This is a genomic window from Peribacillus sp. NPDC006672 (genome assembly GCF_050274955.1).
GTDB lineage: Bacteria > Bacillota > Bacilli > Bacillales > DSM-1321 > Peribacillus.
The window spans coordinates 12111-35232 of sequence record NZ_JBNNOR010000013.1; the positions used below are offsets into that span (position 1 = coordinate 12111).

Consider the following 23122-nt stretch of genomic DNA (forward strand, 5'->3'; position numbering starts at 1 on the left):
TGGCCCGATTAGTCATATGTTTTTTTGGAAAATGGGGCTTTGTCTATTTTTTCTTTATTGGATTATTTTGTATAATGAAATAAAAGGATGGCAACCAAGGGATAGGGAGGGGAGAGTATATGAAAAGACCGTACCTTATTGCGGAAATTCTATTAAGAAGAGGCATGCCGGACTATGTCATTAAAGAAGTGACGGCGTTGGCGGAGTGTGAGCTGTTTCTTTTGAAGAGAAAGTGGGGCATATATGATCGAAGAACGGGAGCGTAAATGAAAAAGTTAACAGGGAACCGTTTCATTCTGACCGGTCCCCATGCGATTTAAGTTTTTCTAAGCCGGTACTTATTAACTGGACGGCCGATGCTGCCATACTGGACGTCAAGCTGAAGGACTTCTTCGCCGTGCAAGTATTCAAGATAGCGCCTTGCTGTAACTCTGGCGATTCCTATTCCATCAGCCACTTCTTCTGCCGATAAAGATCCAGGCTGGGTTTTTATGAATTTCGTCACTTGCTCAAGAGTTGCGCCATTCAATCCTTTAGGTACATCATATTTCGGACTCGCTTCAGAAGGTGTTTTATTTTGAAAGAGAATTCGGTCGAGCTGATTTTGAGAGATTTGATGGTCAGGTTCAACCTCCATCCGAAAAGCAAAATATTGTTCAAGTGTATGTTTTAGCCTTTCGAATTTAAATGGTTTGATTAAATAGTCAAAAGCCCCGTTCTGCATCATTTTTCGGATCGTTTTCTGGTCATTGGCCGCCGAAATGATGATGACATCCACATCAATTTGCTCTTTTCTGATTTGATAAAGTGTATCGACCCCGTTTAAAGAGGGCATGAAGATATCCAAAATGACAAGATCGGGTTTAATCTTCCTGATTTTCACCAGACCTTCAAGCCCATTTGAAGCTGTATCAACGACTTTAAAGGCGGGCAGGCGCTCGATGAACTGTTTGTTAACCTCCTGGACCATTGGGTCGTCTTCAATTAAAAGTACACGAAATTCGTTAGTCATTTTGGTGCTCCTCTATATCGTGCATGGGAAAAGAAAGAAAAAAGCTTGTCCCTTCGTTAGGGCGTGTCGTGAATTTCATTTCGCCGTTCGCCTTTTTAACAATTTGGTCTATTAAATAAAGACCAATTCCTGATCCTTCCGCACCTTTTGTTGTAAAACCATATTCGAATATATCTTTATGAATGTCCTCGGGAATACCAGGTCCATTATCCTCAAGCACGATTTGACAATGCCGTTCATCTTGGTAAATGGATAGGTAAACCTGTTTTGTTTCTTCTGCACAATGCTTTAGCGCAGCGAATGAATTTTCGATCAGGTTTCCGATTATCAAAACAAAATCGTGATGATCCATATCAGCTGGGAAGCGGTCCAATTTCGTGTGCTTGTCCATGATGAGTTCGATTCCGAGTTCCCTTCCCAAGGAGATTTTACTTAATATAAGCCCCACTAAATTATCATCGTGAATGTGCTTCGTTAAAAACCTGGTCAGTTCCTCTTGCTCTTCCGTGATTTGAAAAATATAATGCAGTGCTTCATCCAAGTTACCTAGCTGGATCAATCCTGCTATCGTATGAAGTTTGTTCATATGTTCATGGTTTTGAACGCGCAGGGCTTCAACGAATGCTTTGACACTAGTCAATTCTTCAGCTAGCTTCGTCACATCGGTGCGGTCCTGGAAAATGGCCACGGCGCCTATCGTTTTATCGGAAACCTTTATTGGTACCCGGTTGCTTACAATATTCCTGTTTTGAACGGATATTTCCTGATTGAAAATGGGGGATGTCCGGTCGAGTACTTCTGGCAGACGGGTATCATTTATAATATCATTGATATTCTTGCCAATGACGGCACCGTTGATATTGAGCATTTGCTTAGCCTTCTCATTGAAAATCGTGATTGTCTGATTATTATCGATGGCGATGACCCCTTCATGCATGGCATTGAAGGCAGCGGTCCTTTCAACCAACATCCGTGATATTTCATGCGGTTCAAGTTGGAAGGTCTCTTTTTTTATCCGTCTGGCCAAGAGCCATGAGCCGCATACCCCGAATAGGAGTGTAAGGATAAGGATAATCGCGATTTCGCTTTTCAAATCCTTTATTAACTCCGGTATCGTCGGCAGGATGTTCCCAACCAGTACGACGCCGATTTGCTCGTTATCCTCATCAAGGATCGGGACAAAGGCGCGAACGGAAATGCCGAGTTCGCCTGCCGCCTTTGAAAGGTATTCATGTTCAGCGAACGCAGGGCTTTCGTCATTGCTGCTAGATGGGGTCCCCAATTGTCTGAACACCGGGTGGGAATAGCGTATATGCTGATTGTTGAGCACAACAATATAATCCGCTTGATGGATTTTCCTTAAGTTTTCAATCATCGGATTGAGTTGCGTCCATCCTTCAGGTTCACGGACCAATCTCTGTACTTCAGGGAGTTCGGCAATGGTGTGTGCAGTGATCATGGAACGTTTGCCGATTTCATCTTCCCTGACTGAAACGATATTTCCAAATATAAAAATCCCGCCTATAAGTATCGAAAAAGCGACGATTACGAATGATAGCAGGGTGATTTTAAATTGAACGGGCATATGAAAGGATTTATCCATTGTTGTTCCTCCATTACTTCTATACTTAATAGTAACAGAATTTCTATCTATTTTCGCTATTTTTCACGCATTGTATTACGACAGAAAAAAGGCTGTGATAGAATAGTAATAATGTGAAGTGAGCGGTAAGGAGTTGTCGATATGCGTGCATTATGGGGGTATTTTGTTTTAATTGGCATGGGTCTGCTGATAGCAGTTTATATATCGTTTCAATCGTTCTTTACAAGCTTCGGTTTCAATTTGCCGAAGGATGAGGAGCAGGTGGGGATGAAGGATCAAATCGTAATTAAGTTCAGTCATGTCGTTGCCGAAAATACGCCTAAGGGGCTAGCTGCGAACCGATTTGCCAAACTTGTAGATGAATATACAGATCATCGTGTCAAAATTGAAGTTTACCCTAATCAGTCATTATATAGTGATCATGAAGAAATTAATGCGTTACAAGAAAACAAGGTGCAGATGATTGCTCCAACTACATCTAAAATTACGAACATATCAAAAAAATGGATGCTTTTGGACCTCCCTTACGTCTTTCCAACGGACACTGCGCTAAAGGAAGCTTTGAATGGAGAAGTGGGGGAAGAGCTGCTTAAGCAGCTGAATTCCATGGATATCGAGGGACTCGCATTTTGGTCGAATAACTATAAACAGATTACAAGCAATAAACCGATACGGCATCCGAGGGATTTTGCGGGAAAGAGTTTTAGAATCATGCCAAGTGCAGTCCTGGCAAGCCAATTCAAGCATTTTGGGGCGACAACATCGGAGCTGGAGTTTAATGAAACGTTTAAAAGCCTTGAAATCAATAAAACGGACAGCCAGGAAAATACGATCTCGAATATCTATTCCAAGAAATTATATGAGGTGCAAAAATATTTAACGATCAGTGATCACGGGTATTTAGGGTATGTCGTCATGATAAACAAGCCGTTTTGGGACAATCTCCCGTTGGATATTCAGCTGCAAATCAAACGTGCGATGGATGATACGACGGAATGGTTATGGCACAAATCAAATGAATTGAATCAGAAACAGCTTCTGGAAATCAAGCAAAAATCGAATATCGACATCTATACATTGTCAGATGATGAAAAGAAAGAGTGGATGGATGAAATGACGGTCATCTATCCGGAATTCGAATCCACGATTGGAACGGAATTGATGACGAAAATGGAAAAAATCCGCGAGAAGCATTTAAAAGAATAATGAAAACGGCTCAAGAGCTTCGACTTTTGAGTCCATTTTTTTATTGGGGGACAAAAAAAGCGAACCCATCAGGACCCGCCTTTTTTGACTATTGCAACGCAGTTTGCAGTGTCTTTATATTATTTTCCATTAAACTGAAGTAATCTTCGCCTGCTTGGATATCTTTATCCGTCAACACGGAAAGGTTATGGAGCTTAAGCGATTTCGCTCCCATTTCCTTTTGGATGATTTCGGTTAGTTTAGAACTGATATTCTGCTCAAAGATGACATAGTTCAAGTCTTCTTTATCGGCCATGGTTACGATTTTCGCAAGTTCCTTTTGAGAGGGTTCGTTTGAAGACGTAAGTCCTGTAACGCCAATCTGTTCAAGTCCGTAGCGTTCCTCCCAATAACCATATGCGGAATGGGAAACGATGATCTTATTGGTACGGCCCGACTCGATTGTCGTCGCGAATTTTTTATCAAGTGCCTTCAGTTTTTCGGAAAGCTCGTTGAATTGGCTGTTGAAGTATTCTTCATGTTCAGGCATTTTCTTGATTAATTCGTCTTTGATGGTTTTAGCCATGTCAATGGAATAGATGGGATCTAACCACAAATGGGGATTAACGCCCCCATGGTCATGACCGTCCTTTTCATGTGCATGTTCGTCTTCGTGTGCATGCCCACCTTCATCAAGATGAACCGTTTCACCTACTGCGACTGTTCTGACGCCTTCTTTGCTTAAAATTGGTTGAGCCTTCGTCACGAAGCCTTCAAGATTATAGCCAATGTAGAAAAACAGGTCTGACTCCGCCATTTTTACAATATCTTTTTGAGAGGGTTCAAAAGAGTGTTCATCCGTTCCGGGTGGATAAACTGTTTTGACGTTCACATACTCCCCGCCAATGGCTTCCGTGAAGTATTGTAATGGGTATACCGTCGTATAAATATCTAAGGTATCTTTGGCTTCTTTAGTGGAATCTCCCTTTGAGTTGCCGCAGGCTGACAAAAATAGCGCAGTAACAAGGAAAAGTGACAGCAATGCTCGATTTTTCATATGGAAATGCCCCTTTATAATTCGTATTGATTACGATTTGGATTTTATTTATAAAAAACGAAATGATTACGATTTGACTTCTGTATAATACAAAAGATTATAAAAGAAAGCAAGTTTTTTTTCTAATTGTCTTCACTTTTTTTCTTTTTTTCTGGAACAAGGTCAATGCCTCCTGGATGAAATGGATGACATTTAAGAATCCGGACTATGGCTAACCAGCTTCCTTTTATAGGGCCAAAACGGTTGATCGCTTCCAAACCATAATGGGAACAAGTTGGGTAGAAACGGCAGGTAGGCGGTTTTAATGGAGAAATGGCAACTTGGTAAAAACGGATGATTCCCATTAATATTTTTTTTAACACAATGCTTTCATCTCTTTTCGAGTAAATTCATTACCCTTAATTATAGCATATTTTTTAAATTTCCAATAAGGGTAAAAAAGGAATAAGTATATGGGTAATCCGATATATTTAATAAGAATTAATTTTAATGGATGTAATATATTGTTATTCAAGGTAGAATAGAGATACATACAATTAAGGAGTGAATTAAATGCCTTCAGTTGAAAGCTTTGAATTAGATCATAACGCTGTTAAAGCCCCATATGTCAGACATTGCGGTGTCCATAAGGTAGGAACAGATGGTGTTGTTAATAAATTTGATATCCGTTTTTGCCAGCCTAATAAACAAGCGATGAAGCCGGACACGATCCATACATTGGAACATTTGCTTGCTTTCAATATCCGTAAGCATTCTGAGCGCTACGATCATTTTGATATTATCGATATTTCACCAATGGGATGTCAAACAGGATATTACCTTGTTGTCAGCGGCGAACCGACAGTAACGGAAATAATCGATGTACTTGAAGATACATTCAAGGATGCTGTTCAAATTACAGAAATTCCAGCTGCAAATGAAAAACAATGCGGCCAAGCAAAATTGCATGATCTTGAAGGAGCCAAGAAATTAATGAATTTCTGGCTTGCTCAAGATAAAGAAGACCTTCATAAAGTTTTCGGTTAATAAAAAAGGTTCCTGTCAGTTTGTGACAGGAACCTTTTTTCATTTTTGGGGTTCTTCCTTTTTCCCCTCATCCTCTGGCAAAGGGTCAATGGGATCCACTGTATGCTTATAGCTGTAACCTTTTCCGATTGTCAGGACGGATAATGCCAATACAATCAGAATCACAATAATGGAGATAACTAAAACCGTAATCATACTCTACAGCTCCTAACGTTCACATTTTAGATTCATTTTAGCATAAGAACCGGATCGGATAATGTTTCAATTTTAGAATAGAGGGAATTATAAAGGTATAACCAACTTACGGAGGTAGATATTTATGGCTCAGAAAAAATTAGGAATATTAGTGAATAAGGAAATTGCAAACTTCAGTGTTCTTTATACGAAAATTCATAATTACCACTGGTTCGTGAATGGACCGCACTTCTTTGAACTTCATCAAAAATTGGAAGAACTATATAAAGAAGTGACAGCCAATTATGACGAATTGGCTGAAAGACTATTAGCCATTGGGGAAAAACCGGTCGCTACCCTTAAAGAGTACTTGGAATTGACTACGATTGAAGAAGCGACAGGTAACGAAAATACCGAAGATATGGTTCAAAGCGTCATCAGTGATTTTGAGAAGCTTTCCGGAGAGTTCTTAGAAATTATCGAAGTGGCCGAAGAAGAAGATCCGGTTACGGCTGATATGCTGACAGGCATGAAGAAAAGCTTAAACAAACATGCTTGGATGCTGCGTGCGTATTTAGGACATTAAGGTTTAGGGAAAGCTCTACTTCGGTAGGGCTTTTTTTTTTATGGAGGGAAGAATTAAAACAATAAAAAAGGCATCCATCAAAAGAGGGACACCAGACAGGTATGTATTAATGAATATTCCGTGGCGGAAAATGTGTAGGTTTCGTGTCGTTCAGGCTATTTTGAGCGAACTTCCCTTTTAACGTTTCAATAATGTAAAGGCCCATTAGATTGGTTAGTTCTTGATCATCCATCTCTTGAAGCAATTCGAAAATCTCCTTACGGTCCAATTGCTCCAGGACCGCAAAAGTAAGCATATCAATATCTTCTTCATCACCAGTCATCTTATTACGGTACATATTGTATAATTCTTCAATTAACTTCAAAACTTTCACCTCACATTTATTAGAAATCGTTATCTCTTTATATGTAGGTTATCAAAAAAAACTCTGGGTGCATATAAAAATCTGAAGGGATGCTTGGGCTTATTATATGTTTTACCCTTTGAAAGATACTTTAATCTATTATTTAACATCTTTGTACTTCTGTAAATAAAATTTTCCATTGTATGAAGTAGGGAATTACGTGAAAAAATAAGCGTAGGATTTATGGAAAGGGTGGATGAATGTGTCTGAAAGCAGGAAAAAGTATTACATTTGGCTTCCGAATGGGCAAATAACACAGGATAGAGAAAGTTCTCCATGGAATTTTGAGATCGAGGCGACCGATAATGAAATCATCCAGTTACGTGAGTTATTTGATTATAATTATTCAATAGGGGAAGAAAACTTTTACAGGGCACATGTCCCATACCTTCAATATCATTTTGACCGGGAAAATGATAAACAGGATATCACTCTCCAAAAAATTTATGAGATGATTCATGCACTAGGTACAGAAGAAGGAAGACGGCATATAGAAAGTATGGGGATTTTACAAGCAAAACCAACAGACGATGGCCTCGAATACTGAGGGGGCCATCGTTTTTTTGCTGGATAGTGTTTTTTTTTACCCATATAATGAAAGAAATAAAGCATTATTTCTTATATGGAGAGAAGGGGAAAAATGAAACGTTTTTTTGATACGAACGGATATACGGTGGAATTCTCCGAGGATCCTGTTTTTGGAGAGTCTTGGCATGTTTTTGTACTCAGCAGGTATAAGGGAAGGTGGGTATTGACCAAACACAGAGAGCGGGGGTTGGAGTTCCCGGGAGGTAAGCGGGAAGCAGGGGAGTCGATTGAAGAAACAGCCATACGGGAAGTGTATGAAGAAACAGGGGGCTTGGTGGGGCAACTTCAATTTTTGGGACAATATAAAGTACATGATCCAGTGAAGCCAATCGTTAAATCGATATTCTATGCTAATTTGCGTGAGGTGAAAAAGAAAGAAGATTACCTGGAAACGGACGGCCCAATCTTTTTGGAAGCATTGCCGGCTGTACTGGGTGAAGAGTTTAGTTTCATCATGAAAGATGAGATTGTGCCGTTGAGCATATCAAGGCTGGATAGTAGTAATTCTCTGTAAAAAAGAGTAAATGGGACAAACTCACGAGTAAATCGCCTAAACTCACGAGTAAATCGCTCAAATTCACGAGTAAAACACTCAAACTCACGAGTAAATCGCCCAAACTCACGAGTAAAACGCCCAAACTCACGAGTAAAACACCCAAATTCGCGAGTAAGGCCCAAATTTACGAGTAAAACACCCAAACTCACGAGTTACGCCCAAATTTACGAGTAAAAGCACCAAACTCACGAGTAAATCACCCAAACTCACGAGTAAAACACCCAAACTCACGAGTAAAACACCCAAATTCGCGAGTAAGGCCCAAATTCGCGAGTAAGGCCCAAATTCGCGAGTAAAACACCCAAAATTACGAGTAAAACGTCCAAATTCACGAGTAAAACACTCAAACTCACGAGTAAAACACCCAAATTCGCGAGTTACGCCCAAACTCACGAGTAAAACACCAAAGTTCAAGAGGTTATTCCAGCATGAATGAAAAACTGCCGAGGTTTTTCGGCAGTAGGTTAGTCTTTGATTAATTTTCGTTCAAGCAGTTCGACAAGTTGATACATGATGGTGGCAAAGATGGCGATGATCATCAATGCTAGCATGACGAGGGTGAAGTTGAAGACTTGAAAGCCATAAATGATTAGGTAGCCGAGTCCTTTCGCCGAAACGAGGAATTCCCCGACGATGACGCCGACCCAGGAGAGTCCGACATTCACTTTCAATGTCGATATGATCGTTGGGAAGGAGGCGGGTAATATGGCTTCCCGAAATGCTTGTGTTCTTGTGGCTCCAAAAGTTTGGAGTACCTTCAGATAGTTCGGGTCCACTTCGCGAAATGCGGTGTAGACAACGATGGTGGTGATGATGATGGAGATGATCGCCCCCATCGAGATGATGGATGGAAAGCCAGGGCCGAATGCTACGATGATGATGGGGCCGAGTGCCACTTTCGGCATGGCATTTAAAATGACGAGATAGGGGTCAAGCGTTTTTGATAGTCTTGGCGACCACCAAAGCAGGGATGCCAGGACGGTTCCAAGCAGTGTCCCTATGATAAAGCCGAGAACGGTCTCGAATAGCGTCACTCCGGAATGGGAAAGCAGTGTTCCATCACCCAATTTTTGTATGAAAAGATGCCACACTTTGGTTGGGGAGCTGAAGATGAGCGGATCTACCCATCCCATCCGGGAAAAAAGTTCCCAACTGCTGAAAAAAACGATGAAAATCAGGATCTGATAAAAGCGAATGAGCCTGTTTTCCTTTTTTAATTTGGTTTTATATTGGTTATGAAGCTTTTCAATATTCAAGGCTCTCAAGCTCCTTCCAGATCGTTTGGAATAGCAATGGATACTGTGGATGGTTGCGTGCATGGAAAGGCGTCAGTTCACACAGTTCATCGGGTACCTCGAATGTTTTGTGCACGCTTCCCGGGTTCGCGGAAAACAGATAAATGCGGTCACTCATTGCGATGGCTTCACCGATATCATGGGTGACGAGCACGGCTGTCTTTCCGAAAGATTTCAGGGTTTCAAAAACAAGGTCTTCCAACTTCAACTTCGTTTGGTAATCAAGGGCCGAGAAGGGTTCATCAAGCAAAAGGATTTTTGGGTCGACCGCTAGGGTCCTTGCCAGTGCAGCCCTTTGCCTCATTCCGCCTGAGAGTTCGCGCGGATATAATTTTCCGGTGCCTCCCAATCCAACGTCACTTAATAGTTTCAGCGTCTTTATTCTCTCAAGGCCTTCATCCTTTTTAATCAGTTTCAATCCTAATAATACATTTTCTTCTATCGTCTTCCATGGAAATAGATAATCCTGCTGCAGCATATAGCCGATTGAAAGGTCACTGTTGGCCTCCAGCGGTTTGTTTTCGAGCAGGATCTTTCCCGAAGTAGGCGAAAATAGCCCAGCGATGATGGAAAGCAAGGTACTCTTTCCGCAGCCGCTCGGACCTAGAAAAGAGACGAATTCACCTTTTTCAATGTCGAGGGAAATGTCCGCGAGTGCGGTCGCTGCCGTCTGATTTGAAAAATAAGTATGGTGAATGTCTTGGATTTTTAAAAAGCTCATCGGACATCCTCCTTACCTTTAGTTATGTTATTTTGTGACTTCTTCAGCAAAATCGGTATTGACCAGCTCATCATGTCTTATACGTGAAGGCAGCTCGCCTGCTTCATCCATGATGTTTTGCAGATTGTTCCATTCCTCTTTATCAAGAATGGGATCAGTGGCAAATGAACCTTGTTCTTTGTAGCGGTTGATAACTGTTTCCATGGTCTCGAGATTGGTATCTTCAAAATACGGCTGAATGACTTTGGCGATTTCAGCAGCGTCATTTTCCTGAACCCAATCCTGTGCTTTCTTCAATGCTTTCGTGAATTTCTTGACCGTCTCTTTGTCTTCTTTCAAATAACTTTCCTTAGCCATATAAACCGTATAGGGAAGATGCCCGGATTCGGAACCGAAAGAAGCAACGATATAGCCTTTTCCTTCTTTTTCAAACACACTTGCCGTTGGTTCGAACAGTTGAACAAAATCGCCGGTTCCGGAAGCGAACGCAGTTGCGACATTCGCAAAATCAATATTCTGTATGAGGTTCAAATCTTTTTTCGGGTCTATGTTATTTTTTTTCAATACGAACTCGCCGGCCATTTGCGGCATCCCACCTTTTCGCTGGCCTAGGAATGTAGAGTTTTTCAGCATATCCCAACTGAAGTTATCAATTTTTTCACGTGAAACAAGAAACGTTCCATCAGTCTGTGTTAATTGAGCGAAGTTGATAACGGGGTCCTTTGAACCTTGTGCCTGAACGTAAATCGATGTTTCAGAGCCAACGAGAGCAATATCCGCCCCATCGGACAGAAGAGCGGTCATCGTCTTGTCGCCGCCTGCCGTTGTTTTCAAATCAATGCTTAGGCCCTCATCTTTAAAAAATCCCTTTTCGATCGCTACATATTGCGGTGTATAGAAAAGGGAGCGAGTTACTTCGGCCACCCTGACCTTCGTTGTTTCCTTGTCCTTGTTGCCACATGCTCCGAGCGGGATCACAAGCATGCACAGAAGTATAAATACGACACCTGCTTTACACCATTTTTTCAAAAATCCTTCCTCCTTGATAAATAGGTATTTTGCCTACATTATCGTATGAATGGAAGAAAAAAATGTGAATGCCTCTCAGAGGATAAAAACAAGCGGATGTTTTACAATAAGATTAAAGAGAAAGGAGAGTGGAAATTGGAAAACGGAACGATTATTTCAAAAAGGCGGTTTCCATCACCGCATCCACAAATCCATCTTTATTCAGTTACATACATTTCACAAGGCCTGAAAGTAAAGGGGTTACTAGCTGAACCGGTTGATGGCGAAATTCATGATGCGTTCTTATATTTACGCGGGGGGATTAAAAATGTCGGCAAGGTGAGGCCAGCAAGGATTGTACAATATGCCGTAGAAGGTTTCATCGTTTTTGCCCCTTTTTACCGCGGAAATCAAGGCGGAGAGGGAGATGAAGATTTTGGAGGCGAAGATAGGTTCGACGCGATATCAGGATTCAATCTTCTTGAACAGCACCCCCGAGTAAATAAGGATCACATTCATATCCTCGGATTTTCCCGTGGCGGCATCATGGCGCTTTGGACTGGGATATACTGCAGGAATGCAGCATCAATCGTCACATGGGGTGGCGTATCGGATATGTTTTTAACATACGTCGAGCGTGTGGATATGCGTCGGATGATGAAGCGGGTCATCGGCGGAACACCTAAAAAATGCCCCGATCAATATGAATACCGTACACCACTGTTTGCAATTGAAGATTTGAATGTACCCGTTCTGATCATTCATGGTGAAAAAGATGACAATGTCGCCATTGAACACGCGTACCGGTTGGAGAAAAGGTTGAAAATGCATAACAAAGAGGTCGAAAGCTGGTATTTCCCTCAATTCACACATTACTTCCCGCCGGCCGTTAACAGAAAAGTTGTCGAAGATTTAACATCTTGGATGAAAAATAAAACCGAATGATGATAGAATGAATTATATTCTAAGTATATTTGCAAGAGGAGGAAATGCACATGGGCATGCCTATGGAACTCAATACCATGATCGTTACAAAAGGGAACGAAATCCGTAAAGAAGAGAATATTTTTCGGCTGTCGAAAGAAGGTTACCGGTTATACCCTATCGATATTCCAATCGATGTCCGCAAAACGATTCAATCTGATTCAAGCGGAACAGCCGTTATCCAAAAAGTTGAATGGACCAGTGGAAAAACCATCATTACGTACCAATTACTATCATTGAACTCAACTAACTAATAGATAAGCGCTTGCAGAGAATAAATTTCGCTGCAAGCGCTTTTTTTGTTGATTTGGATGGCGGAATTCAGCCTTATCGACCTCCACGCCAAAAATTCGACCTATGCATTAATAGTCGCTGATAACAAAGAAGATGTTATTAAACAACTACCGTGTATTTACGGTAATTGGTTCAATGTGGTAGACAAATGCTGCAAAGCACACGATGGCTGTTATGGTGACAGTGGTTACTTTGCTTGTTCTTGTGATAAAAAACTTCAGACTTGTCTTAAACCACTGTGCAGGTGGTTCTGAATGGTTCAAAAAACAACCGTGTAACCCATTAAAATAATATGGTACTAGCAATTTTAAAAAGCAATGCCCTTTCGAGCGTTGCTTTTTTTGTTATTGATTGTATTTACTTTCCAAATATGTATAGTAAAGTATACATTATAAAGTATACTTTACTATACATCGAGGTGGGTAGATTGAGATGAAGAATAAAACCGAAAACAAGGTTAAGGAATACCGAACCAATTTAGGTATAACGCAGAATCAACTTGCAGAATTGGTTGGGGTGACTCGGCTGACAATTATTTCACTTGAGAAGAAGAAATATGACCCATCTGTTGGTTTGGCTCTTAAATTAGCTAAAACCTTTGGTTGTATGGTTGAAGACTTATTCGTTGTGGAGGAATAAAAAATGAATTATTTAGAAAGTTTTTTATTAAAAGTGGCTGTTTCTGTGTTGTTAATGGTTACAACCTTTGAAATATGGAAATCTACAGATACTAATTTGCTTCATTGGATACTACCAATAACAGCTTTACTATGGGTTATTTTTACAATAACAGAAGGTGTTGGAATTCTAAAGGCCAATAAATGGGTACAAGAGAAAGAAGCATTTGATGAAAGAGCTCAAAGACATAATTACCAGGCGGGTTTTTACGCATTTACCGTTACAATCGGGGCCTTGTTTGTCTTTTTCTCAGCTTACAGTGTTCTAGACAATTTTTTAAACCCGATAAATGCAATGGCTATATTGGGTTTGTTGGGGACGGTAGTATATTTTGGAACTAAAACGTATTTATTATTTTTTGATTGAGTTAAGGAGGAAATTGTTATGAAAAAAATCTTAGGACTTATATCTATTCTTATTCCAACTGTATTGACTATATTTATTATTAACTTTCTATTCGATATTGTATCTTTAAAAATTCAAGGATTGCCCATCATCATGCCGTTTGTGCTATGTCCAATAGGTGCTGTATTAGGGTTTGTAGGATATAGAATGAATCGGGATAAGATCGCATTGGTTGGGATAATTTTTAATATAGTTTTATTTATTTTCCCTATCTTATATAACGTTATTGCTACTCTTATACTAGGAGTTTAAATAATAAAACAATATATTCTTTAGTATTTCTAAATTAATTCCACCTATAAAAGTGTAATGAGTAAAAATTAGGGGGAATTAATATGACGAATGAAACACAAATGATAGAAACGGTATTAGAAGCAATAGTTGCAATGAGGTAGAGAAAGAGACAATGCTTTCTTTAGCAAAAAAATTAATTGAGAAAGGTCGTGTAAACTTACAATTTACACGCAAATAAATCGACCTTCACACCCAATAAATCGACCATCGACTTCATCTTTCTTCACCGCAAAGTTCTGGTTGATAGTCAATATTCGAAATGAATGACGCTAAAAAATGGTAAAATGGTGTAAAAAGCATGAGTTGGGGTGATTTGATGATTTTGGTGAGTTCTTGTTTAGCAGGTCTTGAGGTGAGATACAACGGTACACACAGCCTGGATGATAGGATTCTGGAATTAATGAGGGAGAATAAGGCTATATCGGTTTGCCCTGAGTTGCTTGGAGGTTTTTCGACACCTAGGGAACCTGCTGAGATAATTGGCGGTGAAGGTGAGGATGTCCTTGATGGAAAAGCGAAAATAATCGAAAAGTCTGGCCGGGATGTAACGGAATTGTACATAAAAGGAGCCAATCTTACATTATTGAAAGCCCAGGAAGTCGGAGCGACGCTAGTCGTATTAAAAGAAAATAGTCCATCCTGTGGAAGTGCGACGATTTATAATGGTGATTTCAAGGGGAAGAAGAAGGCCGGGAATGGAGTGACCGCGGCTTTGCTTAAACGGCATGGGTTTACGGTGACTTCAGAGGAAAGGTTATTCGATCATCTGGTTGAAAAATGAGTAATGGCGTTTTAGTGAGTGCTTATGAAAGAAGGGGAATATATGGAGGATATCAACCTCTATACTTTGCTATTTTTAATACTGGCCGGTTTTATTGCCGCATTCATTGATTCCGTTGTAGGCGGAGGCGGGTTAATTTCGATTCCGGCTTTATTGTTCACGGGGATTTCGCCTTCAGCGGCACTTGCCACCAATAAGCTTGCGGGTACAATGGGATCTTTAACGAGTACGATTTCATTCATTCGGGCTGGAAAAGTCAATTTTAAATTCGTCATCAAGCTGTTTCCGATTACTGTGATTGGAGCGGCAATAGGAGCATATGTTGTCCATTTCGTTTCCGCAGAGATCCTAAAGCCTCTCATTTTGATCCTATTGGTCATTGTTGCGATTTACACGGTGGTAAAAAAGGATTGGGGTAAAGATGCAAAGTATAAAGGATTGAAAAGGAAGAAAATGATTCTTTTGATTGTCATTATATTTGCCATTGGCTTTTATGATGGTTTTCTTGGACCAGGCACAGGTTCCTTTTTGTTATTTTCATTTTTGATTATAGGGTTTGATTTTGTCCAGGCAGCTGGGAATGCAAGAATATTGAACTTTGGAAGCAATATAGCCGCACTTATCATTTTCTTATCAATGGGGACCGTCAATTTTGCCTATGGAATTCCGATGGGGCTTGCGATGGTTGCAGGAGCCTTAGTCGGAACGAATTTTGCAATTAAGAAAGGTGCTTCTTATGTGCGTTTATTATTCATTTGCGTCACGATTTTACTGATTGGAAAAAATATCTTGAATTATTTTCATGTGTTTGGATGATATAAAAGATGGCCGAAGATACTAATCGTATCTTCGGCCATTTTTACATTCATTTTGTGAAATTCAAGTCCCATTGGACGCCAAATTGATCCTTGACCTTACCATACTTAGCTCCCCAAAAGGTATCTTGCAGCTCCATTAAGGATGATCCTTTTTCACACATGGCAGCGTATAAATGCTGGATTTCCGATTCGCTTTCACAATCGAGGACCAGCGATACATTATTTCCGACTTCAAGGGGATTTCCCGGAAACGTATCAGATACCATGATCAACAAATCGCCTTTTTTGATTTTAGCATGCAAAACAAGGTCATTCGCTTCTTCAGGTGTCGGGAAATCAGCTTCCCCGTAAGTTTGCAGGTCGGTAATCTCTGCGTGGAATACCTCTGCATAAAATGCTAATGCTTCCTTTGCTTTTCTGTCGAATATTAAATAGGGGGTAACCTGATTTTTCATTTGAATCCTCCTTTTTATTATGACAATCATTTCGACAGGTAGACCTGATAATCCTTTTTATACTAGGGAATAATGTAGCAGCATGGATGAGGAAACCTTCTTTATAGAACGGACCAATCTTTATCTCAATTGGAGGTAAACCTCAAATTCCCAGAATGAATAACTTGCCTGACGACCGTTCGTTAGGTTATGATAGATTTATCAGAAATACAAAAAAGAATATTCGGCAATGAAAGGTGAACGTTATTATGAAAAGCGATGAAATAAAAAAAGCGGCACTTAAATATTTTACGATTCATGGTTATGAGGGGACTTCACTTTCCCAAATTGCAGAAGAAGTCGGAATAAGGAAACAATCCATTTATTCTCATTTTAAAGGGAAGGACGATCTGTTTTTATCTGTCCTTAAGGACGCCAAGGAAATGGAGCTTTCGCTTTATGTAGAGTATTTCAATATCATGCGCAAAAGCGATCCGGAAAAGACGCTATACGGATTCTTGGAAGAAATGATCAAGATGTTCCAAGAGGTGGAGAGTTTAAAGTTCTGGCTTCGCATGGGATTCTTTCCGCCAACACATCTATACAATGAAGTTCAGAAGGAGACTGATGATCTCCAGGTTCAACAGGAAGCCTTAATGGAAGTGATATTCCAAACATGGATATCAGAGGGGGCTTTAAATACAGGGGATGCGCGGACCCTGACATTGGCGTATTCAGGTATCATCGTGGCCATTATGGTTGAATTGGTTTACGCCGATAATCCAGAGCGGGTTGCAGAAAAACTTGGGGCGTCATGGTCCATCTTTTGGAGAGGGATTTCAAGGTAATGTAAAATAGCAGGAGATGGTATACATGTCATTAAGAGAAAAACAACAACAAAATCTATTGGAGATGGAGTCGACGGGAAAGGTCTTTCTTCGCTATTTGATCCCTTCTATGATCGGAATGGTATTGATGGCATTGAACTTTGTTGTCGATGGCGTGATGGTCGGCAATAAACTTGGATCTGTTGCCCTTGCAGGAGTTAATATTGCAGGGCCGATTTATACAATCTTTGTAGCGATGTCGATTTGGATTGGAGTCGGCGGGGCAACGCTTTATTCACAAAGCATGGGGGCAAAGCAATATGATCGTGCACGCTTTATTTTCACCCATTCAATCATTTTAATCACAATATTCACCGTAATCATTGGTCTGATTGCCTACGCTTTTCACCATCAGCTTGTTTATGCACTAGGAGCCAATGAGGCAACCGCTCCCTTTGCAACGGACTACATGAATGTATTCTTGATGCTGGGCTTTGTTTTCACGTTGGAAAACACTTTAAGCATATTCGTCAGGAACAATGGCAATCCGAATTTGGCCATGGCCTCCCTTATCGTTACAGCCATTTCGAATTTCGTTTTGAATTTCATTATCCTTTACGTACTTGAATTAGGGGTGCGTGAGACAGCATATGGGACGATCATTGCAGCCGCGTTGGGGATAGTGGTTCTCAGCCTGCATTTCTTCACAAAGAAGAATACGCTTCGTCTCGTCAAGTTCCGTTTTGATAGGTCACTTTTCATGATAACGATGATGATCGGTTTTCCTAGTTTCTTAGCGGAAATAGGTGTATCCGTCTTTACTATCGCTCATAATAATGTGTTCTCCCGCCTTGCAGGCACCGATGGATTAGCTGCATTTTCGATTGTAAATTATGCCCATAGTGTCATGCTGTTGATGTTTCTCGGCATAGGATCGGCAATCCAGCCGCTTGTAAGTTATTATCATGGTGCAAAAGATGAAAAGAGGAAGCGGGAAACGGTCCGCATTGCCATTTTCACGGCAATGGGTGCGGGAATATCCATTACCCTCCTGGGACAGGTTGCGGCCTCTCCAATCGTGAATTTATTTGGTGATTTTTCAAGTGATGTTAAAGAACTTGCAACAAGTGGGATTAGGATATTCTTTAGCGGCTATATCCTAATGGGGGTCAACTTTGTCATGATGACCTATTTCCAATCCATAGGGCAAGTGAAAATGGCAGCCTGGATCACGATTGGGCGCGAATTTATTTTCATGCTTATATTCCTGCTAACATTGCCGCTTATATTCGGGACGAATGCTGCATGGCTGGCCATTCCATTATCTGAGGTGGTCATATTCTTAACCGTCTTACTTTATTTAAAAAGCATAGGTTCAAACTTTGGAAAAATGTCCGGTTAATTAAAGGATAAGCTGAAAATTAGAAATTCCTAAAAGATCACCAATTTGGTGGTCTTTTTTGCTTGGACTATTAGCTATCATGTTTGGTGTTGGATTGGAATTAAAATATCAGCAGGTAAAATGATTGAGTCGATCTTGGCCAGGATCTTCTTTAATTAAGTGTGCTGGGGAATCCATTAGGAAGTCAATTATTTGCAACACCTTAAGAAGTGATGAACTTTTATCAAAATGGAACAGGGTAAATCAAATTCAATTTCGACTTACTCACTTTGGGGAGTTGCGTACAGAAGCTATTTTTGTCATTCCATTTAATATATTTATGTTTTTAACGTTGGAACTAATGACGATACATATTGCGTTCATCATAAATAATAATGAGAGGAGTATTCCGAGCTTTATCACGGGACGCTGCTCTTTTATTTAGGCTCTTTTCGTAAAGATTGTTGTTTTTAAAACGAAACTATTTAAGGTTGATTGGAGCGGAAGTGCGAGACTCCTGCGGGAGCAGCGGGACAGGTGAGACCCCACAGGCGTTTACGCCGAGGAGGCTCACCGCCCGCCCCGCGGAAAGCGAGCATCTGGAGGGGAAATCAACCACACGGCACTACTTGGTAAAATAGCAACAAAGTATGCGAAAACAGCCTTTATTTATTAAAAAATATTTTCAAGAATATGAGATTTATTAGGAAAACTTGGAATTTAGGTTGTTGTATATTAAGATAGTAAATGGTTAATATTTTCCATATATAGGAGGAGACATATGAAAAAGAAAATTCTACATACGGCACTTTCGATTGTAGTAGGAGCAGGGATATTGTCCGTTGGTGGTGTTCCTACCCAAGCTAAGAGTCAAAATCAGGAGATGAATGACACATACGCAATAGCTTTTAAAAGTGGATTACCAGAGAATTATCAAGAGGTAATACGGAAAGCTGGTGGTAAAGTAACTAAAGTTCTTCCCGAAGTTGGAGGAATAGAAGCTCAATCTGACGAGCCTTCTTTTCTTAAAAACCTAAAAGGTAATTCTTCAATAGAAGCTGCTAACAGAGAAATTCCACTAACCATAGACAAAACAACAGTCAGCCCTTATAACTATAAGTCTAGTATCATCAGCCAGCAAAATTCGGAGAGTTATTGGGACTCCCAATGGGATATTCAAAGGGTGACCAACGACGGGAAATCATATGATTTAGAAACAGGCGGATATAAAAATAAAGACGGTAGTATTACTCATAAAGCAGTGGTGGGAGTGGTTGATACTGGAATTGATGAGTCTCATCCTGACTTAAAGAATAATATAATAGGTGGACGTAATCTTGTTCCTGCTGGAATGGATGAATCTGAAACAGGTGATCCTACTGATATAAAAGATCGCAATGGGCACGGTACACAGGTTGCCGGGATCATTGGAGCAAATGGTAAAGTAAACGGTGTAGGACCAGATTTAGGAATCCGATCCTATCGCGTACTTTACTCAGAGCAAGCCCTTGGATTACCAGCTTGGATTATAGATGGAATTATTGCAGCGACAAATGACAAGGTAGATGTTATTAATATGTCTCTTCGATTCTATAATAATACCAAAATGACAATTGAGGGAGAAAGTTATAAATCAGTCGCTGAAACGTTACTTTGGAAGAGAGCAATTCAATATGCAGTAAAGAATGGAGTAACTGTAGTAGCCGGCAGTGGTAATGAAAGTTTAAATTTAGATGACAAGAAGGAAGTAAACGAATATTTAAATAAAATGTATGAACCATATGGAATGAGTGTGAAAGGGCCTGCAACTGTAGTGCCAGCACAAATGCCAGGAGTTATTAATGTGTCTGCCTCCACAAAATGGTCAACTCAGCAGCTTGCTTTCTACTCTAATTATGGAAACAGTGCTATTGACGTGGCAGCTCCTGGAGGAGATTATGGGCCTAAATTTGCGGAAACCAATGATCCTGCGGCGGCTGATCCAAGTAACTTAATCCTAAGTACTTGGCCAACCTATTTAGGTACTTCATATGAGTTTAATGCTGGTACTTCTATGGCAGCTCCTCAAGTAGCTGGAATTGCAGGAGTTATTAAGGCAGCTCATCCGGACTATAAACCCGCCCAAGTAACAGCACGTATTAAGCAAACATCTCTTGACTATGGAAAGAAAGGACAAGATGCTTTATTTGGTTCAGGAGAAGCAAATGCTTATAGAGCTTTAGAAAATATAAAGAAATAGCGGTTACTTCTGCAGAACGGGCAAATACAAGTACTGCAACTGAAGAACAGCATGCAGCGGCTGAACAGATTCCGGAGGGTGCACAAGCACTGCCGACATTGGCTTTAGAACCTGAAAGTGGAAATGAGCCGTTTCAAAATCTAACTTAATGAGAAAACGCCTGCCGCTAAAGTGGCAGGCGTTTTCAGTTATCTCACTTTCATGAACTATTTTCATAATGGAAGGGGGGATTTAATTTCACAATGTTTTAATAGGACTTCAACAATCCGCTTCGAGGCAAACCCGTCCCCATAGGGGTTGGAAGCTGTCGCCATTTTTTTATAGGTTTCTTCATTTGTAAGTAAGTCTGTTGCTAATTGATAAATTCGTTCTTCCTCAATGCCTGCTAATAAAAGGGTGCCAGCCTCAATTCCTTCTGGCCGTTCTGTCGTATCGCGTAACACAAGGACAGGAACGCCAAGTGAAGGGGCTTCTTCTTGCACGCCTCCCGAATCTGTCAGTATTAGATGGGCGTGCGCTGCAAAATTATGAAAATCAAGCACCTCAAGCGGCTCTATTAAGTGAAGTCTTTCCGTTTCACCAAAAATCCGGTAAGCAATTTCACGGACGACTGGATTTTTATGAAGTGGGAAAACAACTTGGATATCCGTCTGATCCTCAAGCAGCCGTTTGACGGAACGGAATATTTCTTCCATTGGTTTACCGATATTTTCTCGTCTATGCGCTGTCATCAATAACATACGATCTCCATTCAAACCAGATAGAATTGGATGTTCGTAGTCTTTCCTTACTGTGGTTTTCAAAGCATCGATAGCCGTATTGCCGGTAATATGGATAGAATCACTCTTTTTATTTTCCAAAATTAGATTCTCTGCTGCCTGATTTGTTGGGGCAAAATGCAAATCAGCTAAGACGCCTGTCAGCTGTCTATTCATTTCTTCAGGAAATGGAGAATACTTATTACCAGTCCGAAGACCAGCCTCAACATGGCCAATTTGAATTTTATTATAAAAAGCGGCTAAGCTGGCGATGAAAGTCGTCGTTGTATCTCCATGAACGAGCACGATATCTGGTTGTAGTTCTTTCATAAGAGCGCTCAGTTCCCCAATACCGCGAGTTGTGATCTCTTCTAATGTTTGTCTTTCTTTCATCATATTCAAATCGTAGTCTGGTCTTATTTTGAAACATTGCAGGACTTGATCAAGCATATCTCGATGCTGGGCGGTGACCACTACGATGGTTTCGATTTCTTCCTGGTGTTTTTTCAGTTCCAAAACGACAGGTGCCATTTTAATGGCCTCCGGTCTTGTCCCAAACACAGTCATGACCTTTAAACGATTTTTAGGCATTATGATTTCCTCGCTTTCTTTATTTCCTCCCTATTATAACGAGTTGTTCTTAAGAAAAATTTTATTAACGCAACAATTAACAGAATATTTACAAACTTAATAGGGACTTTATATTTCTTTAACCCCCGCTTAATATCGTCCATTTACAATAAAAAGCAGGACGATATAAAGAATCGAGGTGATAGGCTCATATGAAAAGTGTCCTGATGATTGTGCAAAACTTTTATCCTGAAATTGGGAGCGCAGGAAACAGGATGAAAAATGTATATCTCAATTTGAAGCGAAGCGGCTATGAGGTTACAGTCATCACTTTGAAGCCGAGTTATCCTCATCAAAGTTTATATCAAGATGCCCATTTTTGGGATGAAGTCGATATTGAGGAAAAAGATATCATCAGGATTCAACCAGATAAAGTGAAGAGGTATACAAGCAATATGTGGAGACGCTTGCTTCATTATTTGGAAGCGATGTGGCTCTTCATTTACACAATCATTCGATTGGAAAAAAAATATGACTATGTGTTTGTCACAACCCCGCCTATTTTCCCGATATTGGCGGCATTGATTGCCAAGAAAAAGATGAAGGCAAAGCTAATAACCGATGTAAGAGACTTATGGCCCGAATCATTGCAGGGGGTAGGCGTATTCACGAATAAGTGGATCTTGAAAATGGCTTTTTTCCTTGAAAGAAAAATATATCGACACTCTAACCAAATTATCATCAATAGTCCTGGATTTAGGGATTATATCCTTTCAAAAGGAGTCAAAGATGATGATATCCAATTCATTCCAAACTCGCTTACTGCGGACGAGTTGAACTTGAAAAAAAGGCTTCCGCCAATTTCGGAAAATAGGATCAAGGTCGTTTATACGGGTAATATCGGACTTGCCCAAGATATTAAAAAGTTAATAGCAGTTGCTGAAACACTGAAAGAACATAAACAAATTGAGTTCACGATTATTGGATATGGCTATCGAATGTCCGAGGTCCAAGACGAGATATCCTCTAAAGGGTTAACCAATATAAGGGTCATCAAAGCGATGAACCGGAGGGTGACTCTTAAAGAAGTATCCTCATCCCATATCGCGTATGTAAGCTTAGTTGAGAAGGATGTCTTTAACAAGGTGCTCCCTGGAAAAATAATCGACTATATGTGTGTCGGGAAACCGATTGTCGGTGATGTCGCCGGGCGTGCCAGACAAATGATTTCAGAGGCGCAATGCGGGATTGTGGCAGATAGTAGAAAGGTTGATGAAATCAGTCAACATATTTTAACAATGGCCTCTGAGAAGGCTCTTCGCGAAGAGCTTGGTGAAAATGGCCATCGATATGCGAAACAAAATTTTCTATGGTCAAAAAATATACAAGGGCTCATTAACGTGATGGAAGCATCTAGCTGACGGCATATCTGGAAAAGTGGAGGT

Annotated in this window: 29 protein-coding genes; 17 read left to right on the plus strand and 12 right to left on the minus strand. The window is 40.4% G+C overall.

What is annotated here, in order from left to right; translation table 11 throughout:
* Positions 1-119 precede the first annotated feature (119 nt).
* Positions 120-266 (plus strand): hypothetical protein, encoded by a 147-nt coding sequence (locus ACQKKK_RS19390; protein WP_427618292.1) that lies wholly within the window; start codon positions 120-122, stop codon positions 264-266.
* A gap of 50 nt (positions 267-316) precedes the next feature.
* Here ACQKKK_RS19390 and ACQKKK_RS19395 read toward each other — a convergent pair whose 3' ends face one another.
* Together ACQKKK_RS19395 and ACQKKK_RS19400 are read right to left on the minus strand one after the other, a co-directional pair.
* Positions 317-1012: a response regulator gene (locus ACQKKK_RS19395; RefSeq protein ID WP_427618294.1), complete on the minus strand. Its 696-nt coding sequence runs from the start codon at positions 1010-1012 to the stop codon at positions 317-319.
* Positions 1005-2615 carry an ATP-binding protein gene (locus ACQKKK_RS19400; protein WP_427618296.1) on the minus strand — a complete coding sequence of 537 codons (1611 nt, stop codon included), beginning with the start codon at positions 2613-2615 and terminating at the stop codon, positions 1005-1007. Before ACQKKK_RS19400 ends, ACQKKK_RS19395 begins: the two co-directional genes overlap by 8 nt.
* A gap of 141 nt (positions 2616-2756) precedes the next feature.
* Between ACQKKK_RS19400 and ACQKKK_RS19405 the strand changes: the two genes are divergently transcribed.
* Complete coding sequence (locus ACQKKK_RS19405; protein WP_427618298.1) at positions 2757-3821, plus strand: DctP family TRAP transporter solute-binding subunit; 1065 nt, start codon at positions 2757-2759, stop codon at positions 3819-3821.
* An 88-nt stretch (positions 3822-3909) separates the two neighbouring features.
* Here ACQKKK_RS19405 and ACQKKK_RS19410 read toward each other — a convergent pair whose 3' ends face one another.
* Together ACQKKK_RS19410 and yidD are read right to left on the minus strand one after the other, a co-directional pair.
* Entirely contained in the window at positions 3910-4857 is a 948-nt protein-coding gene (locus ACQKKK_RS19410; RefSeq protein WP_427618300.1) for a metal ABC transporter solute-binding protein, Zn/Mn family, read from the minus strand.
* Positions 4858-4979: 122 nt separating this feature from the next.
* Positions 4980-5219 (minus strand): membrane protein insertion efficiency factor YidD, encoded by a 240-nt coding sequence (gene yidD, locus ACQKKK_RS19415; protein ID WP_427618302.1) that lies wholly within the window; start codon positions 5217-5219, stop codon positions 4980-4982.
* 190 nt (positions 5220-5409) lie between these two features.
* Between yidD and ACQKKK_RS19420 the strand changes: the two genes are divergently transcribed.
* The gene (locus ACQKKK_RS19420) at positions 5410-5883 is read left to right on the plus strand and encodes an S-ribosylhomocysteine lyase (RefSeq protein ID WP_427618303.1); all 474 of its coding nucleotides are present in this window, start codon (positions 5410-5412) and stop codon (positions 5881-5883) included.
* A 39-nt stretch (positions 5884-5922) separates the two neighbouring features.
* Here the strand turns inward: ACQKKK_RS19420 and ytzI are convergent, their stop codons facing one another.
* Positions 5923-6078, minus strand: a complete 156-nt coding sequence (gene ytzI / locus ACQKKK_RS19425; RefSeq protein WP_214793202.1) for a YtzI protein — start codon at positions 6076-6078, stop codon at positions 5923-5925.
* 124 nt (positions 6079-6202) lie between these two features.
* On the opposite strand from ytzI, the gene ACQKKK_RS19430 reads away from it, so the two are divergent.
* Entirely contained in the window at positions 6203-6643 is a 441-nt protein-coding gene (locus ACQKKK_RS19430) for a Dps family protein (protein ID WP_125161299.1), read from the plus strand.
* Positions 6644-6749: 106 nt separating this feature from the next.
* Here the strand turns inward: ACQKKK_RS19430 and ACQKKK_RS19435 are convergent, their stop codons facing one another.
* Positions 6750-7007, minus strand: a complete 258-nt coding sequence (locus tag ACQKKK_RS19435) for a DUF6154 family protein (protein WP_427618306.1) — start codon at positions 7005-7007, stop codon at positions 6750-6752.
* Between the two features lie 235 nt (positions 7008-7242).
* Between ACQKKK_RS19435 and ACQKKK_RS19440 the strand changes: the two genes are divergently transcribed.
* Entirely contained in the window at positions 7243-7593 is a 351-nt protein-coding gene (locus ACQKKK_RS19440) for a hydrolase (protein WP_427618308.1), read from the plus strand.
* A gap of 93 nt (positions 7594-7686) precedes the next feature.
* Positions 7687-8148, plus strand: a complete 462-nt coding sequence (gene ytkD / locus ACQKKK_RS19445; RefSeq protein ID WP_427618310.1) for an RNA deprotection pyrophosphohydrolase — start codon at positions 7687-7689, stop codon at positions 8146-8148.
* A gap of 126 nt (positions 8149-8274) precedes the next feature.
* On the opposite strand, the gene ACQKKK_RS19450 is transcribed toward ytkD, so the two are convergent.
* From ACQKKK_RS19450 to ACQKKK_RS19465, 4 genes are all read right to left on the minus strand, one after another.
* Positions 8275-8583, minus strand: a complete 309-nt coding sequence (locus ACQKKK_RS19450) for a hypothetical protein (RefSeq protein ID WP_427618312.1) — start codon at positions 8581-8583, stop codon at positions 8275-8277.
* Between the two features lie 71 nt (positions 8584-8654).
* The gene (locus ACQKKK_RS19455; protein WP_427618314.1) at positions 8655-9446 is read right to left on the minus strand and encodes an ABC transporter permease; all 792 of its coding nucleotides are present in this window, start codon (positions 9444-9446) and stop codon (positions 8655-8657) included.
* On the minus strand, positions 9436-10206 hold the full coding sequence (locus ACQKKK_RS19460; protein ID WP_427618315.1) for an ABC transporter ATP-binding protein: 771 nt from the start codon (positions 10204-10206) through the stop codon (positions 9436-9438). The genes ACQKKK_RS19455 and ACQKKK_RS19460 overlap by 11 nt, the downstream gene beginning before the upstream one ends.
* A gap of 27 nt (positions 10207-10233) precedes the next feature.
* The gene (locus tag ACQKKK_RS19465; RefSeq protein ID WP_427618479.1) at positions 10234-11190 is read right to left on the minus strand and encodes an ABC transporter substrate-binding protein; all 957 of its coding nucleotides are present in this window, start codon (positions 11188-11190) and stop codon (positions 10234-10236) included.
* Between the two features lie 180 nt (positions 11191-11370).
* On the opposite strand from ACQKKK_RS19465, the gene ACQKKK_RS19470 reads away from it, so the two are divergent.
* The 7 genes from ACQKKK_RS19470 (at position 11371) to ACQKKK_RS19500 (ending at position 15466) form a co-directional block, all read left to right on the plus strand.
* The gene (locus ACQKKK_RS19470) at positions 11371-12159 is read left to right on the plus strand and encodes an alpha/beta hydrolase family protein (RefSeq protein WP_427618317.1); all 789 of its coding nucleotides are present in this window, start codon (positions 11371-11373) and stop codon (positions 12157-12159) included.
* 50 nt (positions 12160-12209) lie between these two features.
* Complete coding sequence (locus tag ACQKKK_RS19475) at positions 12210-12452, plus strand: DUF2584 domain-containing protein (RefSeq protein WP_427618318.1); 243 nt, start codon at positions 12210-12212, stop codon at positions 12450-12452.
* 472 nt (positions 12453-12924) lie between these two features.
* Positions 12925-13131 carry a helix-turn-helix transcriptional regulator gene (locus tag ACQKKK_RS19480; protein WP_427618320.1) on the plus strand — a complete coding sequence of 69 codons (207 nt, stop codon included), beginning with the start codon at positions 12925-12927 and terminating at the stop codon, positions 13129-13131.
* 3 nt (positions 13132-13134) lie between these two features.
* Positions 13135-13536 carry a hypothetical protein gene (locus ACQKKK_RS19485; RefSeq protein WP_427618322.1) on the plus strand — a complete coding sequence of 134 codons (402 nt, stop codon included), beginning with the start codon at positions 13135-13137 and terminating at the stop codon, positions 13534-13536.
* Between the two features lie 18 nt (positions 13537-13554).
* Positions 13555-13827: a hypothetical protein gene (locus tag ACQKKK_RS19490; RefSeq protein WP_427618324.1), complete on the plus strand. Its 273-nt coding sequence runs from the start codon at positions 13555-13557 to the stop codon at positions 13825-13827.
* 358 nt (positions 13828-14185) lie between these two features.
* Positions 14186-14650 carry a DUF523 domain-containing protein gene (locus tag ACQKKK_RS19495; RefSeq protein WP_427618480.1) on the plus strand — a complete coding sequence of 155 codons (465 nt, stop codon included), beginning with the start codon at positions 14186-14188 and terminating at the stop codon, positions 14648-14650.
* 42 nt (positions 14651-14692) lie between these two features.
* The gene (locus tag ACQKKK_RS19500; protein WP_427618326.1) at positions 14693-15466 is read left to right on the plus strand and encodes a sulfite exporter TauE/SafE family protein; all 774 of its coding nucleotides are present in this window, start codon (positions 14693-14695) and stop codon (positions 15464-15466) included.
* A gap of 49 nt (positions 15467-15515) precedes the next feature.
* Here ACQKKK_RS19500 and ACQKKK_RS19505 read toward each other — a convergent pair whose 3' ends face one another.
* Positions 15516-15923: a VOC family protein gene (locus ACQKKK_RS19505; RefSeq protein WP_427618328.1), complete on the minus strand. Its 408-nt coding sequence runs from the start codon at positions 15921-15923 to the stop codon at positions 15516-15518.
* Positions 15924-16171: 248 nt separating this feature from the next.
* On the opposite strand from ACQKKK_RS19505, the gene ACQKKK_RS19510 reads away from it, so the two are divergent.
* From ACQKKK_RS19510 to ACQKKK_RS19520, 3 genes are all read left to right on the plus strand, one after another.
* Complete coding sequence (locus ACQKKK_RS19510; RefSeq protein WP_427618330.1) at positions 16172-16750, plus strand: TetR/AcrR family transcriptional regulator; 579 nt, start codon at positions 16172-16174, stop codon at positions 16748-16750.
* Between the two features lie 25 nt (positions 16751-16775).
* Entirely contained in the window at positions 16776-18131 is a 1356-nt protein-coding gene (locus ACQKKK_RS19515) for an MATE family efflux transporter (RefSeq protein ID WP_427618331.1), read from the plus strand.
* A 760-nt stretch (positions 18132-18891) separates the two neighbouring features.
* Positions 18892-20349, plus strand: coding sequence for a S8 family serine peptidase (locus ACQKKK_RS19520; protein ID WP_427618333.1), 1458 nt, complete (start codon positions 18892-18894; stop codon positions 20347-20349).
* A gap of 212 nt (positions 20350-20561) precedes the next feature.
* On the opposite strand, the gene wecB is transcribed toward ACQKKK_RS19520, so the two are convergent.
* A complete protein-coding gene (gene wecB, locus ACQKKK_RS19525) occupies positions 20562-21698 on the minus strand; it encodes a non-hydrolyzing UDP-N-acetylglucosamine 2-epimerase (RefSeq protein ID WP_427618335.1) in 1137 nt (378 codons plus the stop codon).
* Between the two features lie 191 nt (positions 21699-21889).
* Between wecB and ACQKKK_RS19530 the strand changes: the two genes are divergently transcribed.
* Positions 21890-23098, plus strand: coding sequence for a glycosyltransferase family 4 protein (locus ACQKKK_RS19530; protein ID WP_427618337.1), 1209 nt, complete (start codon positions 21890-21892; stop codon positions 23096-23098).
* Positions 23099-23122 lie beyond the last annotated feature (24 nt).